General features: G+C 34.3%; 12 protein-coding genes. 6 read left to right on the top strand and 6 right to left on the bottom strand.

Annotation, left to right across the window (positions count from 1 at the left end; translation table 11 throughout):
* Nucleotides 1-395: 395 nt before the first annotated feature.
* Nucleotides 396-2,951, bottom strand: a complete 2,556-nt coding sequence (locus SD960_RS15320) for a TonB-dependent receptor (RefSeq protein ID WP_318804485.1) — start codon at nucleotides 2,949-2,951, stop codon at nucleotides 396-398.
* Nucleotides 2,952-3,045: 94 nt separating this feature from the next.
* Entirely contained in the window at nucleotides 3,046-3,393 is a 348-nt protein-coding gene (locus SD960_RS15325; protein ID WP_318804486.1) for a winged helix-turn-helix domain-containing protein, read from the bottom strand.
* A 318-nt stretch (nucleotides 3,394-3,711) separates the two neighbouring features.
* Between SD960_RS15325 and leuS the strand changes: the two genes are divergently transcribed.
* Nucleotides 3,712-6,576, top strand: coding sequence for a leucine--tRNA ligase (gene leuS, locus SD960_RS15330; protein ID WP_318804487.1), 2,865 nt, complete (start codon nucleotides 3,712-3,714; stop codon nucleotides 6,574-6,576).
* 279 nt (nucleotides 6,577-6,855) lie between these two features.
* On the opposite strand, the gene SD960_RS15335 is transcribed toward leuS, so the two are convergent.
* Nucleotides 6,856-7,260, bottom strand: coding sequence for an MmpS family transport accessory protein (locus tag SD960_RS15335; RefSeq protein ID WP_318804489.1), 405 nt, complete (start codon nucleotides 7,258-7,260; stop codon nucleotides 6,856-6,858).
* 168 nt (nucleotides 7,261-7,428) lie between these two features.
* Between SD960_RS15335 and SD960_RS15340 the strand changes: the two genes are divergently transcribed.
* The 3 genes from SD960_RS15340 (at nucleotide 7,429) to SD960_RS15350 (ending at nucleotide 10,844) form a co-directional block, all read left to right on the top strand.
* Nucleotides 7,429-9,432: an ATP-binding protein gene (locus SD960_RS15340; RefSeq protein WP_318804490.1), complete on the top strand. Its 2,004-nt coding sequence runs from the start codon at nucleotides 7,429-7,431 to the stop codon at nucleotides 9,430-9,432.
* Complete coding sequence (locus SD960_RS15345; protein ID WP_318804492.1) at nucleotides 9,425-10,060, top strand: response regulator transcription factor; 636 nt, start codon at nucleotides 9,425-9,427, stop codon at nucleotides 10,058-10,060. The genes SD960_RS15340 and SD960_RS15345 overlap by 8 nt, the downstream gene beginning before the upstream one ends.
* Nucleotides 10,061-10,157: 97 nt before the next feature.
* Nucleotides 10,158-10,844 (top strand): zinc metallopeptidase, encoded by a 687-nt coding sequence (locus SD960_RS15350; RefSeq protein WP_042564714.1) that lies wholly within the window; start codon nucleotides 10,158-10,160, stop codon nucleotides 10,842-10,844.
* A 149-nt stretch (nucleotides 10,845-10,993) separates the two neighbouring features.
* Here SD960_RS15350 and SD960_RS15355 read toward each other — a convergent pair whose 3' ends face one another.
* The 3 genes from SD960_RS15355 to SD960_RS15365 form a co-directional block, all read right to left on the bottom strand.
* Nucleotides 10,994-11,464, bottom strand: coding sequence for an Lrp/AsnC family transcriptional regulator (locus SD960_RS15355; RefSeq protein WP_035681816.1), 471 nt, complete (start codon nucleotides 11,462-11,464; stop codon nucleotides 10,994-10,996).
* 483 nt (nucleotides 11,465-11,947) lie between these two features.
* The gene (locus SD960_RS15360; protein ID WP_042564739.1) at nucleotides 11,948-12,697 is read right to left on the bottom strand and encodes a uroporphyrinogen-III synthase; all 750 of its coding nucleotides are present in this window, start codon (nucleotides 12,695-12,697) and stop codon (nucleotides 11,948-11,950) included.
* A gap of 14 nt (nucleotides 12,698-12,711) precedes the next feature.
* Entirely contained in the window at nucleotides 12,712-13,401 is a 690-nt protein-coding gene (locus SD960_RS15365; protein ID WP_318804497.1) for a DUF4271 domain-containing protein, read from the bottom strand.
* Nucleotides 13,402-13,506: 105 nt separating this feature from the next.
* On the opposite strand from SD960_RS15365, the gene SD960_RS15370 reads away from it, so the two are divergent.
* Both SD960_RS15370 and SD960_RS15375 read left to right on the top strand, forming a co-directional pair.
* Complete coding sequence (locus SD960_RS15370; RefSeq protein WP_318804625.1) at nucleotides 13,507-14,232, top strand: polyprenol monophosphomannose synthase; 726 nt, start codon at nucleotides 13,507-13,509, stop codon at nucleotides 14,230-14,232.
* Between the two features lie 10 nt (nucleotides 14,233-14,242).
* The gene (locus SD960_RS15375; protein ID WP_318804498.1) at nucleotides 14,243-15,583 is read left to right on the top strand and encodes a dihydroorotase; all 1,341 of its coding nucleotides are present in this window, start codon (nucleotides 14,243-14,245) and stop codon (nucleotides 15,581-15,583) included.
* The last annotated feature ends 9 nt before the right edge of the window (nucleotides 15,584-15,592 follow it).

Raw genomic sequence — 15,592 nt, forward strand, 5'->3', positions numbered from 1 at the left:
TTGACTTTTATACCATAAATATACGATTCCAAATGGATTTAATCAAGAATTAAAAATCCTGCAAGCCGATTTAACCGCAAAGTCAGCAAGGATTTACGCAATGAGCGTAAAGTTGTTTGTATTTAATCTCTGCAATTCGCAAGTGCGCAACGTTATTTCTCTGCGTGGTTTGACCATGCGAATGCTCCAGCGTTTAAAACCGCTGGCTACACGTTTTAATGTTGTATTTTTTTTAAATATAGCCCGAGGTTTTAACCTCGGGAGACGTATTTTTAAAATTTTGCTTTATGCTCCAGCGGTTGAAACCGCTAGCTATGTTTGTATTGTTTTTTTTTATTCCACATAGCGCGAGGTTTTAACCTCGGGAGACATGTTATGAAGTCAGATATAAAACCTTAAAAAGTTTCCCAAACCAGAGACAAATAATACAATCCCCCAATTGATGGACCGCCAAGAATAGAAGTGTAGGGTTTGTTCAAAAGATTGGTTGCACCCAATTTTGCAGTTATTCCCGATTTTTGGAAATAATAATTGATTTGCGCATCCATTGACCAATAAGCGGGTACAGTTCCGGAAACTAAAAAAGAAACATAATCAAAATTGTTTTGATAACGTGCTGTTGCGCTTGCGCCAAGATTTCTCCAGATATTATTAGCTATTAAAGTTCCGTTTACGTTAAATTCGGGTGTGTTAAAGCCATCTTCGAGACCGTCTTTATCATCTGTTCTGTCCAATTTTGTGTAGGTTAGATTTGTTAAAGCCGTAAAAGTTTCATCAATACGATATTTCAATCCCAAACTTCCTCCGTAATTGTAAATTTTGCTTTTAGAATTGGTCCATAAACGGTAACGATTTTGAGTTGTTCTCGAATATAAAAGCGTCGGAATTTGTGTTTCATCTGTTGTGTTAACAGTGCTGGCTTCAACCTGAGCGATGAAATTTTTATAAGAGTTATAATAAAAATCGGCATCAATAAAAAGTTCTTTGTTTAAGGCCATTCCTTTAAAACCAAACTCAAAAGATTTTACAAATTCAGGTTCCAGATAAGTATACGGGTTTTTCTGAATCATGGTTTTGTTTTTTTCAATTGCGACTGCCTGCGTAATTCCAAGAGTATTTACATCATTATTTACCTGCGACTGAAATTTATCAATTGAAGCTTTGGTAAATGAATTCTCAAAAATGCCATCAGACATAATTCTCAATCCGCCAACACGTTTTACACCGCCAGAATTTACATTCGAAAATCCTTCAAAAATGCTCGGAAAACGATATCCGTTTTGGTAAGATGCCCTGAAATTAATAGTTTCTTTTGGAGAATAAACTGCCGTAAACTGAGGCGTAAATTTAACATCAAAATAATCAGATTTGTCCATTCTTATTGTGGCGCCCAAACGTAATTTGCTGTTGAAAAAGTCTTTTGTTAATTGTGTAAAAGCGCCGGTTTTTTGATACGTTAAGTTTTCAGCAGCACTTTTTGGGTTGATAAAATAATTTCCGTCAGGAACAATAATGTAGTTTCTGTAATCAAAACCACTTAATAATTTGGCATTTATTTTTTCGAAGAAAGAAACAAAGGCTTTGTCCCAATTGATCAATCCTTCACCATGAACCAAAGTCGATTTTACTCGCAAAGCCGCACCAATATCCCAATTATTAATATCGATTAATTCTTTTTCCTTGGCTTCATATGCCGGAGTTCCTGGCTCAAAACGCCCCTGATCAGATTGTGATCTTGCAATTCTGTGTGCGTCGGCAATATCAGATCCATTTGTAATGGCATTTTTATAAGCTGTCGAATAATCAGCAAACCATTTATCATCTGATTTATAAGCGCGATCCATATTTTCTGCCAAAGAACGAAGGTTGTATGAGTTTCCGGTATTTTCGGTTGTGGCATACGCTTTTACCTGAAAAACAGGTGTGTGATAATCAACCGCAAATTGATTCAATGTATAATCGTCTAATCTAAATCTATTCGAACGCTGATAAATCGTATTGATTAATGCCGTTTTATAAGTCACCGAAAGCTCATTTCCTTTTTTCGGACGGAAGTAAAAACCAACATCAGCTTTATAATTTTTAATATCATAATCAGTAATATCAGTTTCGCGATATCCGGTTCTGGCAACAACATAATTTTTACCGTTTAAGTTTAAAGTTTTTCTGTTTGCCGATTCATTTCCGTAACCGTTTACTTCATCATAAGCCGGATTATCGGTGCCATATAAATTGGTCGAAGCATTGACATTTGGAGCCAAATCGGTTCGGTCATCAGCAACCCAATCTGTTCCGCCTGTGGTTGAAGCATTTATTTTGAAAGCCCATTTTTCGTTGAAGGCTTTAGCAAAACGTAAATTAAATTGGGAATATACTTTCGGTGAAAACCGATCAACATGGCCAACATGATTGACACCCGTTAATTGCTGAACACATACGCCTTGGTATTCAAATGGATTTTTGGTTTGAATATTCGCCAAACCGTTAATAGCGTTCATTCCGTACAAAGCCGCAGCCGTTCCCGGAATAATTTCGATTTTATCAATATCCAAATCATTTGCTCCAAGTGCATTTGCAATTGGAGCGCCCAAATGTGGCGCCTGATTATCAATCCCGTCAACCAGTTGTGCAAATCTTACGTTGGTCGAATTGGCAAAACCTCTCGTGTTTATTACTTTAAAACCCAAACTCGGTGTAATAATCTGAACTCCTTTTACATTTTCTAATGCTTCATAAATACTTGGCGAACCCATTTTTTTGGCTTCCGCCGATTTTAATTGCTCGATACTTATTGGCGAACGCATAATATTTTCAGATCGGCGGGAAGCGGTAATCACAACTTCGTTTAAATCTTCTTTTTTGATGCTGTCCTGATCTTTTTTTATATTTTGAGTTTGAGAAACGCTTTTTAAACTTATCAAAAACAATAATGTGTAAAGGTTTAGTTTCATAAGACAATAAAAATTTCAGTATGTTTTGAAATGAATACTGATGGTTGTAAAAATTGGTTTTGGTTATTTTATTTTTTTAAAATGAAAATGGGATTTAAAATTTTAAATTTTGGGTTTCTTTCAGAGCAAAATCCTTAATGCGTTTTTCAATTTCATAAAAAACAAGAATAGCTTTTTCTCCGGCTTCGGTTAATTTTGCTCCGCCGCCGCCTTTTCCGCCAAGCAATTTTTCTACCAAAGGATTTTCGGCACGCTGATTCATCTCTTCAACCAATTGCCAAGCCTGACGATAAGACATTTTCATTTCTTTTGCCGCATTGGTAATAGATCCTGTTTTTCGAATATTCTCTAAAAGCCAGATTTTCCCAATTCCCAGAAATGGACCTTCAGTTTCTTCAATCCAAAGGCGAACTTCAACAGAATATTTTTTGATATGATCCATTTTTTTCTTTTAGTGATCTTACAAAAATAGATATTATTGTGTAATAATATTCTTTAATTGTGCTGGATTAAAATCCAGCCCTACAATATTCTTCGTTCCTCCGGAACTTTTCTTCATGATTCTGAAAACGCTATTTATCTAAGTATAAAAACACGAATATAAGTATTTTTACTTAATTAAAAATAAGTAATATGTTTTTTTATTTGTTTGTCAGTGAAATAGCTTTGGTACAAACGACAATAAATGTAAATTTGCGGACTTAATTCGGTGACAAACCTTTGAACCTTTGTCACTCTGAACCTTTGAACCTTAAAGAGAATGAAATACAATCCAAACGAAATCGAAGAAAAATGGCAAAAATATTGGGCTAAAAACCAAACTTTTGCTGCATCAAACAATTCTGAAAAACCGAAGCATTATGTGTTAGACATGTTTCCTTATCCATCTGGAGCGGGATTACACGTTGGGCATCCGCTGGGTTATATTGCTTCAGATGTTTATTCTCGTTTCAAAAGACATCAGGGTTTCAATGTTTTGCATCCAATGGGTTACGACAGTTTTGGATTGCCGGCAGAACAATATGCAATTCAGACAGGGCAGCGTCCGGAAGATACAACACGCGTAAATATTGACGGTGGATTAGATAAAGAAGGAAAACAAATTGCCGGATACAGAAAACAATTAGATAAAATCGGATTTTCATTTGACTGGGCGCGAGAAGTTCGTACCTCAAATCCTGATTATTACAAACATACACAATGGATTTTTATTCAGTTATTTAATTCATGGTACAATAAAGAAACAAACAGAGCCGAAGATATTTCGACTTTGACGGCTATTTTCGAAAAAGAAGGAAATGCAAATGTCAATGCCGTATCTGATGATAACATTCAAAGTTTTTCGTCAGGCGAATGGAAAGCGTTTTCAGCAGATGAGCAGGAAAAAATCTTGTTGCAATACCGATTAACCTATTTGGCAGAAACAGAAGTAAACTGGTGTCCCGGTTTAGGAACTGTTTTGGCAAATGACGAAATTGTAAACGGAGTTTCTGAGCGTGGCGGATATCCTGTAATTCGTAAAAAAATGACCCAATGGAGCATGCGAATTTCTGCTTATGCAGAACGCTTGTTGCAAGGTTTAAATGATATTGACTGGAGTGAATCTATCAAAGAAAGTCAACGTAATTGGATTGGAAAGTCGGTGGGCGCAATGGTTTCTTTCAACGTGAAAAATCATGATGAAGTAATTGATGTATTTACAACGCGTCCTGATACCATTTTTGGAGTAACTTTTATGACTTTGGCTCCGGAACATGATTTGGTAGCTAAAATTGTAACCGCAGATCAAAAAAATGCCGTTGATGCGTATATCGAAAAAACTGCAAAACGTTCTGAACGTGAGCGTATGGCCGATGTAAAAACAATTTCGGGAGTATTTACCGGAGCTTATGCAGAACATCCTTTTACAAAAGAACCAATTCCGGTTTGGATTGGAGATTACGTTTTGGCAGGTTACGGAACCGGAGCTGTAATGGCGGTTCCTTGTGGAGACGAAAGAGATTATGCTTTTGCAAATTTCTTTAAAGGTCAAAACGGAATGCCGGAAATCAAAAATATTTTTGATAAAGACATTTCTGAAGCTGCTTTTGGAGCCAAAGAAGGTTTTCAATTGGTAGATTCTGATTTCTTAAACGGATTAGATTATAAAACAGGAACTCAAAAAGTAATTGCTGCCTTAGAAAAAATAGAGCAAGGAAAAGGAAAAACAAATTACCGTTTGCGTGATGCTGTTTTCTCCCGTCAGCGTTATTGGGGAGAACCTTTCCCGGTTTATTATGTAAACGGATTGCCAAAAATGATCGCCGCAGAACATTTGCCAGTTATTTTGCCGGAAGTAGAGAAATATTTACCAACCGAAGATGGTTTGCCTCCGTTAGGAAATGCAACTATCTGGGCTTGGGATACAAAAAACAATGAAGTTGTAAATACTGATTTGGTTGATAATTTCGAGATTTTCCCTCTTGAATTGAACACCATGCCAGGTTGGGCAGGAAGTTCATGGTATTGGATGCGTTATATGGATGCGCACAACGAAGACAGATTTGCAAGCAAAGAAGCTCTAGCTTATTGGGAAAGTGTAGATTTATATATCGGTGGAAGCGAACACGCAACCGGACACTTATTGTATTCTCGTTTCTGGAACAAATTCTTAAAAGACAAAGGTTTTGCTCCAACCGAAGAGCCATTCAAAAAGTTGATTAATCAAGGAATGATTTTGGGAACTAGTGCTTTTGTTTATAGAATTGAAGGGACAAATAGTTTTGTTTCTAAAAATAAAATTGGAGATCATAAAGTACAACCAATTCACGCTGATGTTTCAATGGTTAATTCTTCTGATGAATTAGATGTTCAAAAATTCAAAGCATGGAGAGAAGATTACGCTGATGCTGAATTTATTTTAGATGATAACGGAAAATACATTGTTGGCCGCGAAGTCGAAAAAATGTCAAAATCAAAATATAATGTAGTAACTCCTGATGATATTTGTGCAGAATATGGAGCTGATACATTACGTTTGTACGAAATGTTTTTAGGTCCTTTAGAACAAGCAAAACCTTGGAATACTGCAGGAATTTCGGGAGTTTTTGGTTTTCTTAAAAAATTATGGAGATTGTATTTTGACGAAAATAATGGTTTAATCGTAAACAACGACGAACCAACAAAAGACAACTTAAAATCATTACACAAAACCATCAAAAAAGTGGGAGAAGATATTGAGAGTTTCTCTTTCAATACTTCAGTTTCGCAATTTATGATTTGTGTAAATGAATTGTCAACTCAAAATTGTCATTCAAGAGCAATCTTAGAGCCATTAGCGATTTTGGTTTCACCATACGCACCGCATATTGCAGAAGAATTATGGTCGCAATTAGGAAATAAAGATTCTATTTCAACGGTTGCTTTTCCTGTTTTTGATGCCAAACATTTAGTTGAAACGAATAAGGAATATCCGGTTTCTTTCAACGGAAAAATGCGTTTTACAATCGAATTGCCTTTAGATTTAACTGCAGCGCAAATCGAAGAAATCATAATGAAAGATGAAAGAACACAAAAACAACTTGACGGAAGAACGCCAAATAAAGTGATTATTGTTCCTGGGAAGATCATCAACCTTGTTGGATAAATAAAATTCCAAATATTTTATAAATCCCAAATCCCAATTTTACGATTGGGGTTTGGGATTTTTTTTGTTTTGATTTTGAGTATAGTTTGTCATCCTGAACGAAGGATCACACTCGTAACACTACAAAGATTGGCGATTCTGTATGCGGAATTTCTTTTGTGATCCTTCGTTCCTCATGATGACAAATTCTTCCGATTGTTGTACTACATTAAATGACAAAAGCTTTGTCGATCAAACAAAGCTTTTTTTTTATCAAATTAAATTTCTAACCTCTGGCTCTTATCTCGGAAATACATAAGTGTTTGGATGTACTACAATAATTCCGTCTGAATTTGCCGTTCCAGTTAATTCAGAAACCACTTTTCCTCCCACATAAATTTTAGCTGTTACCGTTTGTCCTGCAACACCGCCATAACCGCTTGAGTGTACTAAAGCTCCATTAGAATCTGCATTAGCCGTAAATTCTTTTGTCCAGGGTAATGAAGTAACATCTTCAATAAGCGGAGCACCACTTTTTTCCATATAAGTTGCATCAAGTTTTCCTGTAAAATTTCCTGTTATTTCATATTTTACATCTCTTGATGCTGTTACTGGTTCTGAGTTGTTATCATCGTCGCTGCTGCATGAAACTGCTGTAAAAGCAAGTGTTACTACAAGCACTGCTGTTTTAAAAATTGATTTCATAATAAATTCTTTAAATAATTAATATTCGTTTAAAACAAAATTACAGGCTTGAAAAACAGTTGGCAATACCTGATAAAATGTAATTTCTATTACCTGATATCAGGTAAAAGCGACCGAATTCTTTTTGAAACATTTTTTAATTTAATAAATTTGAATAAATACCACTTTATGAAGAAAATCTGCTTTTTGACGCTATTTTTATTTTTATCTGCCTTTGCGAATTCGCAAGTTATTCTTTCTTTAGATGATGATACCGTTTATATCGACAGTATTGCAAAAGTGACGAGAAACACAAAATCAGATAGTATAAAATGTCTTTACAGTTTTAGATTATCAAGAATGTTTTTGATGGTTCAGAATGTTGAAAAATCCAAAGAATACTTAAATCAGGCCAATAAACTAAAATCTAATTTTCCCTTTTTAAAGGATGCCTCAATTTATTATAATTCCTTTAGTTTCATTGAAAAAGGGGATATCGCAGGTTTCGAAAAAACATTATTAGAAGCCAATACCAAATTAAAACAATACAATAATACAGAAGCTTTTAGACTCCGTGCGATTCTGTTGCAGAATTATGGCATTATGCAACAGCGAAAAAACAATGAAAAGGGCTATATGAAATTATTGGTCAACGAAGCCATTCCTCTTGCAAAAAAGAGCGGCGATTATGAGCTGATAAGCGGTTTGTATAAAGCAGTTGCTATTATTTTTATGAATAATAACGAACGTCAAAAAGCAAGTGAATATTTGGATGAGGCACAGAATTATATCGAAAAAGCAACCAAACGATCTCCCACATTGGCAGAATCTAAAATGGAAACTTACATTATCAATGCCGAGAATTTAGTAGAATTAAAACATTTTTATGATGCCAGAAAAGTACTTGATAAAGCCTTTTTCACACTTAAAAAATTTCCTGAATCCAATCTAAACGATTCTTATTTTTATTCTGAAGGAATATATTATGCCAAACAAAACAAATACACACAAGCTTTGGCGAGTTATGAAAAAGGAATAAAATCTGCCAATAAAAATCTGAATGCTATTGCCTTAAACAGGTTAAAATTTGCAGAATATGAAATACTATTTAAGTTAAGGGAATATGAAAAAGCTAAAAACAACCTGGAATATCTTTTAGAAAATACGCCATTTGTTGTAGATAAAAAGAACTATTACAATGAATTGTCAAAAGTTTACAGCGCTGTTAAAAATTACGACAAAGCTTATTTTTATGCTAATAAATATAATATTGTAAACGACAGTCTGAACAATACAAAATTTCAAAAAGAGATTGTAGAACTCGAAGCAAAGTACAAAAAAGCCGAAAATGAGAAAAAGATAACGGCTCTTCAATCGCAAAATGAAAAAGCAGCATTGTTGGTTTATAACAATCGGTTGAATTCTTTTTTGTTTGCTGTATTGTCGGTTTTATTGTTTCTGATTGTTTTGTTTTTATGGATTTTGAATAAAAACCAAAAGAAGCTAAGTTTTCAAAAAGAAATTAATCATGAGCAGGAATTAACTGCACTTGAGAATCAGCAAAAATTATCCGTTTCAAATGCTTTGATTGAAGGCGAAGAAATAGAGAGAAAACGAATCGCGCGAGATTTACATGACGGACTTGGAAGCATGCTTTCGGGATTGAAAATTCATTTAAAACTGGCAGAGAAAGACAATATAAATGCGACAGAAGTGAATACTTTGCTGGATAATTCGATTAAAGAACTCCGCAATATTTCTCAAAACTTAATGCCGGAAAGTTTGCTGAAACTAAGTTTAGAACATGCTTTGCGGGATTTGTGTATGGCAAATTCAAACACAATCACAAATATTGAATTTCAGTATTTGATTAAGAAATTGAACTTGTCTAAAAACTATCAAATTTTTATTTATCGCATTATTCAGGAATTATTGAATAATGTTTTAAAGTATGCAAATGCATCGGAGATCCTTGTTTCATGCTCACAGAATAAAGAAACTTTTTTTATAACGGTCGAAGATAACGGAATTGGGTTTAACGTTTCGGAAAAAAGTAATACCGGAATGGGCTTAAGAAATATAAAAAACCGTGTAGAATTTTTAAACGGGAAATTAGAAATTGTAAGCATAATTAATAAAGGAACTTCGGTATATATTGAGCTGAAGGCTAAAAACGAAACGCTAAATGACTAAAAAATATAAAACAGTAATTGTAGATGACCATCCGATTGTGATTTCCGGAATTTCGGGTTTACTGTCAGATTTTCATATTGTTGAGGTTGTTGGCAAATTGCAATCCGGCGTTGCGCTTTTAGATTATATTGAAACAAATGAAGTGGACTTGGTTTTAATGGATATTTTTTTGCCGGTGATAAACGGAATTGATCTTTGTAAAACCATCAAACAGAAATATCCTAAAATAATTATTATCGGGATGAGCAGCCAGTCAGAGAGAAGTCTGGTTATGCAATTTGTTCAAAATGGAGGAAATGGTTATGTTTTAAAAAGTGCTTCTTTTGAAGAGTTTAAAAATTGCATTCATAAAGCAATTGAAGGCGAAATTGTGTTTAGCGACGAGGTTCGGGCTATTATAAGTCAGCCGCAATCTGAAGATTTAGATCGAATTCCGAGTCTTAGCCGTCGGGAAAAAGACATTACTTTATTGCTTTCAAAAGGCAAATCAACCCAGGAAATTGCAGATGAATTATTTTTGAGTTTTTTAACCGTACAAACGCATCGACGTAATATTCTTCAAAAATATAAAGTAAAAAATGTGGCCGAATTAATTACTTTCCTCTTGAAGAACAATCTTTTAAATTAACAAAATCTTCTGAATGCCAAAATGACATTTTTTGAAATTGGTTCGTAAATTGCTGTTTGTTTTGTAACTTTAAATTTCAATCAAAAAATCAAAAAAAATGGGAAGTGGATATTTAATTATTGCCGGGGCCATTATGTTGTTCAGTTGGCTGGTGAGTTCAAAATTAAAAAGCAAATTCGAATTATACTCTAAACTGCAACTTCGAAATGGAATGAGCGGTGCAGAAATTGCAGAGAAAATGTTGGCAGATAATGGTATTAGAGACGTTCGTGTTATCTCGACTCCGGGACAGTTAACAGATCATTATAATCCGAGTGATAAAACTGTTAATTTAAGCGAAGCAGTTTATAACCATCGTAATGCAGCTGCAGCTGCTGTTGCGGCACACGAGTGTGGTCATGCCGTGCAGCATTCTATCGGTTACGAATGGTTAACAATGCGTTCGAAATTAGTGCCAATTGTAAGCGTCGCCTCAAATTATGTACAATGGATTTTGATTGCAGGAATCCTGATGATCAGAACTTTTCCTCAATTGTTACTGATCGGAATAATCATTTTTGCTGCAACAACCTTGTTTTCGATTATTACTTTGCCTGTAGAATACGATGCAAGTAACAGAGCGCTTGCCTGGTTAGAAAATAAACACATGCTAACACAAGAAGAGCAGGCAGGAGCAAAAGATGCTTTAAAATGGGCTGCAAGAACGTATGTAGTAGCCGCTATCGGATCAATCGCAACGTTGTTGTACTATATCTCTATTTATTCTGGAAGCAGGAGAAATTAATGAGAAAATGAGATAATTAGTCAATTAGATAATTTTAGCAAACCCGACAGGTTTTAAACCTGTCGGGTTTATTATTTGTAAAAAGTAGACAATTGCTTATAACGCGTTTTAAGAATTATCTAATTGACTAATTACCTAATTGGCACATTTTAAAGTTGAATCTGTCTATCAATCTGCTGATCGAGTGAAATAAATGTTTCTGTTCTTGAAACTCCTTCGATAGCCTGAATTTTGGTATTTAAAAGCTGCATTAAATGTTCGTTGTCACGACAAATTATTTTGATTAAAACCGACCAGTTTCCTGTTGTATAATGACATTCTAAAACTTCGGGGATTTTTTTTAAATCCTTTACGGCTTCGGAGTTTCGGGAAGCTTTGTCCAGATAAACGCCAACAAATGCCATTGTGTTATAACCTAGAACTTTTGGGTTTACGGTAAATTTCGATCCTGAAATTACACCCGATTGTTCCAGTTTTTTTAAACGCTGATGAATCGCCGCTCCAGAAATCCCAATTTTATTAGCGATTTGTAAAATAGGTTTTCGGGCATCATCCATTAAATAGCGAAGTATTTCTTTGTCGATACCGTCAATTTCGATTAAAAGAGAATTGATTTTCATGAGAGTTGTGGTTTGAAACTAATATTGGTTTTTTGGTTTTAAATAGAAATCAAATTTAAGGATTAAAGTTTTAATTGAATAGAAAATTGTCGTTTTAAATCTTTGTCAAAATTTTAAGCTTTGACAAAGATGCGCGCAAAAAATGAAGATTTGAATTTGCGTTCTTTACGTTGAGTTTTTTTACCATTAAGAGATTAAGAAAAATTAAGTGATGTCAAACTTCAAACTAATCTTTGTCAAGTTTTAAATCAACTAAGGAACTTTTGCAAATGTTTTTGTTCAAAGCTACTACTCGCATTTTTGTCATCCTGACGGAGGAAGGATCTCCGCGAGTAGCTCGACAAAGATTGGCAACATGCTTTACGGAGTTTCTTTGTGTTCCTTCGACTTCGCTCAGGATGACAAACTGGAACAAAAAAAAATCCAAATCCCAACAAGAAAGTTGGAATTTGGAATTTTTAAATTTGATATTTTTAAAAGGAATTATTTCCCTTTGTTTGCTTCGCTAATGTATTTTTCTAAAGCCATTGTCATAGAAGGCGTTTCAGGAGTTGGAGCAAGAATATCAATTCTTAAACCATAATCTAAAGCTTCTTTTTGAGTTGTGCTTCCAAAAACAGCAATTCTTGTATCGTTTTGTTTAAAATCAGGGAAGTTTTTGAACAATGATTTAATTCCGGTTGGACTAAAAAATGCTAAAACATCATAATAAACATCTGCCAAATCAGATAAATCACTCATTACTGTTTTGTAAAAAACAGCTTGGGTCCAGTCTACTTTTAAACCATTTAAGGTAATAGGCGCGTCAGCATTTAACTGATCTGATGCCGGAAGCAGGAATTTTTCGTCTTTGTATTTTTTAATTAGTGGAGATAAATCAGCAAAATCTTTAGCACCTACATAAATTTTTCGCTTTCTGTACACTACATATTTCTGCAGGTAAAACGCAACTGCTTCAGATTGACAAAAATATTTCAATCCTTCAGGAACTTTGTAGCGCATTTCGTCTGCTACTCTGAAAAAATGATCTACAGCATTTCTGCTTGTCAAAATAATCGCAGTGTAATGATTAAGGTCGATTTTTTGTAATCGAATCTCTTTTGCGTTAACCCCTTCCACATGAATAAATGGTCTGAAATCAATTTTTATTTTGTGTTTTTGTTGGAGCTCAAAGTAAGGAGAATTTTCCACTTTAGGTTCAGGCTGTGACACCAAAATTGTTTTCACTTTCATATTATAAACATTTACTAAGCCGCCTCTTTTGTTATCCAATAATACATGAAATAATAAGGGGCTATTTCAAGAGCGCAAAGATATAAAATAAAATAAAATAACTTACCGATTATTATATTTTGATACGTTTTAATTGAAATAAAGTAGGAAAATAGACTTATACAGAGCGCAACGCCTATTATTACTAGCGGGACAATCTTCGGAATATTGTCATAATAGAACAAAACTGCGTTAAAAGGCAGTATTAAAACACCAATGTAAGTTCTGTAAGTTGCTTTTTGAAGATTGAAAAGGCTTACAAATTCATCAATGTTGAAAGAAGTTGCAACGATTTTTTCGATTAAAAATTTTCCCAGAATAAAATAAAGTAAAAATGTAGCAATTTGAATGTATAGGATCCAATCTGATTTTAAGGTATTGTATCCGTTTGCAGATTTACATCCGAAAATATCCATTGTTAGCAAAATGAAAAATGAAAACGAAAGAATCTGCACAAAAAACAGTCCAACAATAAAGCTGCCTTTCAGGTTGCTGGTGTCGCGATAAATTTTAGCATATTTATCAGAAAAAATAAGTTTGCTAAATTCACTGAATCTCGTTTCGTAAGTTGATTTAGTAATAGCAACGAGAGCAAAGGCCACCACAAATAAAAGTGTTGCCCAATCGTTGTTCTCTAGAATTCTGGGTTGAAGATGTTCAATCATAGCGTTACAAAATTAGTAATTTTTTGGATCAATACTTTTATTATAAATTTATTATGAATGAAATGGCATAAAAAGTTTACTTTTGCCATGAAATTGCCAAGAAAAATGAATGATAGTATTGTCATAATTCCCACTTATAACGAAATTGAAAACATAGAAAGTATAATAAGAGCCGTACTTTCACAACATAAACCTTTTCATCTTTTAATTATTGATGATAATTCTCCTGATCATACTGCAAACAAGGTGATTGCATTGCAGGAAGAATTTCCGGGCAGATTATTTTTAGAACAGAGAGCCAAAAAATCAGGTTTAGGAACAGCTTATGTTCATGGTTTTAAATGGGCTTTGGAACGCAAATACGATTACATTTTTGAGATGGATGCCGATTTTTCACATAATCCGAATGATCTTGAAAAGTTATACGATGCCTGCCATTTTGGGGGTGCCGCTTTATCAATTGGTTCTCGTTATGTAACAGGTGTAAATGTGGTAAACTGGCCTTTAAGTCGTGTATTAATGTCTTACTTTGCTTCGGTATATGTAAAATTTATTACAGGAATGAAAATTCATGATGCTACAGCAGGTTTTGTTTGTTATAAAAGAGAAGTTTTAGAGAAAATTAATCTCAACAAAATAAAATTTGTAGGCTATGCGTTTCAGATTGAAATGAAGTATAGAACCTATTGTGCTAAATTTGAAATTACCGAAGTTCCCATTATTTTTACAGACAGAACAAAAGGAGTTTCAAAAATGAGCAATGCCATTATTAAAGAAGCTATTCTTGGGGTAATTTCACTTCGATTAAAAAAATTAATCAATACATTATAATACCACGGTCATGAATAGGATTTTAATAAAGAATGCTAAAATTGTAAACGAAGGATCTATTTTTGAAGGCGATGTCTTGATCGAGAACGACTTAATTGTTGAAGTTGCAGACAGTATCAGCCTAAAAACTTCAGATTGTATTGTGATAGATGCCGAAGGAAATTATTTAATGCCGGGTGCAATTGATGACCAGGTACATTTTAGAGAGCCAGGATTAACGCATAAAGGTGATATAGAATCAGAATCAAGAGCTGCGGTTGCGGGAGGAATCACTTCTTTTATCGAACAGCCAAATACGGTTCCGAATGCGGTTACTCAGGAAGTTTTAGAAGAAAAATATCAAATTGCTGCCGTAAAATCATTTGCGAATTATTCGTTTATGATGGGCGCGACCAATGATAATCTGGAAGAAGTTTTAAAAACCAATCCAAGAAACGTTGCCGGAATCAAAATCTTTTTAGGTTCTTCAACAGGAAACATGCTCGTAGATAACGAAGCAACTTTAGAAAAAATATTTTCCAGCACACCAATGTTAATTGCGGTTCATTGTGAAGATGAAGCGACAATTAAAAATAATCTTGCCCTTTTTAAAGAACAATACGGTGATGATGTTCCGGTAACGGCGCACCATTTAATTCGTAGTGCAGAAGCTTGTTATATTTCGTCTTCAAAAGCAGTGGCTTTGGCGAAAAAAACAGGAGCAAGATTGCATATTTTCCATCTTTCGACAGCGAAGGAAATGGAATTGTTTACGAATAAAATTGCATTAGAAGATAAAAAAATCACGGCAGAAGTTTGTGTACATCACCTTTGGTTTACCGATGAAGATTACAAAACAAAAGGAAATTTCATTAAATGGAATCCTGCTGTAAAAACTGCCGAAGACAGAAAAGAACTTTGGAAAGCTTTGAATGACGGTCGAATTGATGTTATTGCAACAGATCACGCGCCTCATACAAAAGAAGAAAAAAATCAATCCTATTTAAATGCTCCTTCAGGCGGGCCATTAGTGCAGCATGCTGTTGTGGCAATGTTTGAAGCGCATCACCAGGGAAAAATTTCTATTGAAAAAATCGTAGAGAAAATGTGCCACAATCCGGCGAAAATTTTCAAAATCGAAAAAAGAGGTTTTATAAAAGAAGGTTATTTTGCTGATTTGGTAATTGTAAATCCGAGTTTGCCATGGAGTGTAAAATCAGAAAATATACTATCAAAATGCGGCTGGTCTCCTTTTGAAAATTTTACTTTTAAATCGAGAATTACCCATACGTTTGTAAACGGCGAATTGGTTTATAACAATTTTAAAGTGAAAGACGTTCGCAGCGGAAAAAGATTATTGTTTGACAGATAAAATAGGAAG

Origin of the sequence: Flavobacterium sp. MMLR14_040 (genome assembly GCF_033657265.1) — a bacterium.
GTDB lineage: Bacteria > Bacteroidota > Bacteroidia > Flavobacteriales > Flavobacteriaceae > Flavobacterium.